This window comes from Aeromonas sp. HMWF015 (genome assembly GCF_963878965.1).
GTDB classification, from domain to species: Bacteria; Pseudomonadota; Gammaproteobacteria; order Enterobacterales; family Aeromonadaceae; genus Aeromonas; species Aeromonas veronii.
Genome location: NZ_CAWNZT010000268.1, coordinates 1 through 2,352 on the forward strand (window position 1 = coordinate 1; position 2,352 = coordinate 2,352).

The 2,352-nt window shown below is 64.1% G+C and carries 2 protein-coding genes; both read left to right on the plus strand.

Annotation, left to right across the window (positions count from 1 at the left end; translation table 11 throughout):
- The coding region (locus tag AACS18_RS14125) for a SelB domain-containing protein (protein ID WP_108612500.1) at positions 1 to 1,848 on the plus strand (1,848 nt) is incomplete at its 5' end.
- Positions 1,845 to 2,352 (plus strand): acylphosphatase (locus AACS18_RS14130; protein WP_181363283.1); only part of this gene is annotated, 508 nt, incomplete at its 3' end. The genes AACS18_RS14125 and AACS18_RS14130, both read left to right, overlap by 4 nt.

Sequence of the window (2,352 nt, forward strand, 5' to 3'; positions counted from 1 at the left end):
CACGTGGATCATGGCAAAACCCTGCTGATCAAGGCCCTCACCGGCATCACCACGGCCCGCGCCCACGAGCAGGCCATCGGCATGACCCAGGATCTCGGCTTTGCCCACTTTGATGACGGTCAGGGCAACACCATAGGCGTCATCGATGTACCCGGCCACGAACGCTATATCCGCAACATGGTGGCGGGGCTCTGGAGTCTGGATCTGGTGCTGCTGGTCATTGCCGCCGACGAGGGGTGGATGCCGATGACTGGCGATCACCTGCGCCTGCTCAAGGCGATGGGGGGGCCGCGCCTGCTGGTCTGCATCAACAAGTGCGATCTGGTCTCTCCCGACGAGTTGGCTCTCCTTGAAGAGAGTCTGCTGGAGCGGGTGATGGACGAGAGCGGCATGGTGCCCGACATCGTCAGCGTCAGCGCCAAGACCGGCGAGAATATGGCAGCCCTGCACGCTGCCATCGTGCGCCAGCTTGCCGATCTGCCAGCTTCACAAGCGGCTCGCGAGCAGGGCGCACCGCGACTGTATGTAGACCGGGTCTTTAGCGCCAACGGCACCGGCACCGTGCTTACCGGCACCCTGCAGCAGGGCAGCCTCAAGGTGGGAGACAAACTGCGTCTCTACCCCGCCGATCGGGAGGTGCAGGTACGCTCCCTGCAGGCCTATCACCAGAGCGTCGATGAAATTGGCGCAGTCTGTCGGGTGGCGGTGGGCCTGAAAAAAGTGCCCCACAAGGAGGTGGCCCGCGGCCACTGCCTTACCAGCGCAGCTGGCCAGTGCGAGGCGGCGACTCACCTTATCGTACGACTCAACGCCGAGAGCCTGAGCGGCAAGGCGCTACGCACGCAGGAGGTCGAGGTGGCCCTCGGCAGCTGGCATGGCCGGGCCCGTTTTGTGCCGATAAAAGAGACCCTGCTGGCACGACTGATCTTTACCAGCCCCATCCCCTGCTTCTTTGGTCAGCCGCTCGCCATCATTCGCCACGGCAGCAGTGAATTGCTGCACGGCGCCTGCATCGTCTGGTGCGGCGATATCCACCCCGCCAGACGCAAGGCGCTGCACGCCCTGCTGGGCGAGCTGCCGGATGAGCTGGAACGCTACAACCCCGCCACCCTGCAGCTGGGGCTCAACGGTTATGTGCTGGCCAGCCGCTTTGACCAGCAACCCGAGCAGGTCACCCCTCTCGGTGACTGGCTGCTGGATAACCACTGGCTGGCCCAGAGCCGCGACCAGCTGCTCGCTACGCTGGCCAGCGAACCCCTCAGCGCCGCCGAGCTTGCGACCCGCTTTGGTATCGCCCTGCCGGTCATTCAGGCCCTGCTTCAGCAGCTCAAGAGCGAGCAGCTTGTTCGCCTGCACCATGACAAGTGGCAGCCGGGCAACGGCGAGTCGGAAGATGATCTGGGGGAAGAGGCGCAGCTGGTGCTCAAGGTGGTGCGAGATCAAGGCAAGGAGGGGTACGAGCCCGGTAAACTGGGCCCCGGCGGCGTGGAGCTGGATCCCTTTATCACCCGCAAGCTGCCCGCCACCCTGCAGCAGGGTTTGCTGCAAAAAGGCGCGTTGCAAAAGCAGCTGCGCAACCTGGCGCGACTCAAGTATCTGGTGCAGCTCGATGGCCCCATCTACTACGACGCCGCCCTTTACAACCAGATGGTCGCCGCCGTGCTGGCGGGCCAGCAGGTGGGAGATCTGATCGACATGGCATCCCTCAAGGAGATCACCGGCTTGTCGCGCAAATACGCCATTCCGTTCTGCCTGCGCATGGAGATGGATGGCTGGGTACGGCGCGAGGAGAACGAGCGCCGGGTGCTGCGTCTGCCAGCCACTCAAGATGAGATGGAGCCGGCATGAGCGCCACCATCGCCCCCTCTATCTCCCCTAACCATGCGGCCAACTGGCTGCGCCGCGAATTTCATATCGACGGCATCGTACAGGGGGTCGGCTTTCGCCCCTTCGTCTACGGGCTGGCGCTGCGCCATGGCCTTACCGGCTATGTCTTGAACGATGCCAACGGCGTCACCATTGGTGCCGAGGGCTCCCCCGAGCAGCTGGCCAACTTTGCCCGCGAACTGCGCGACTTGGCGCCGCCCCTTAGCCGGATCGATCACTTCAGCGAGCGGGAGCTTCCCCAAGAAGATAATCCCGACTACGACGGCGCCTTTCATATCAAGGCGAGTCAGCAGCAGAGCGCGGCCACGGTCGCCATCTCGCCGGATCAGGGGATGTGCGAGGCATGCGCCACGGATGTGGCCAACCCCAAAGATCGTCACCACCACTACCCCTTTACCAACTGCACCCACTGCGGCCCGCGCTACACCATTATCCGCCGCCTCCCCTACGACCGCCCCCACACCG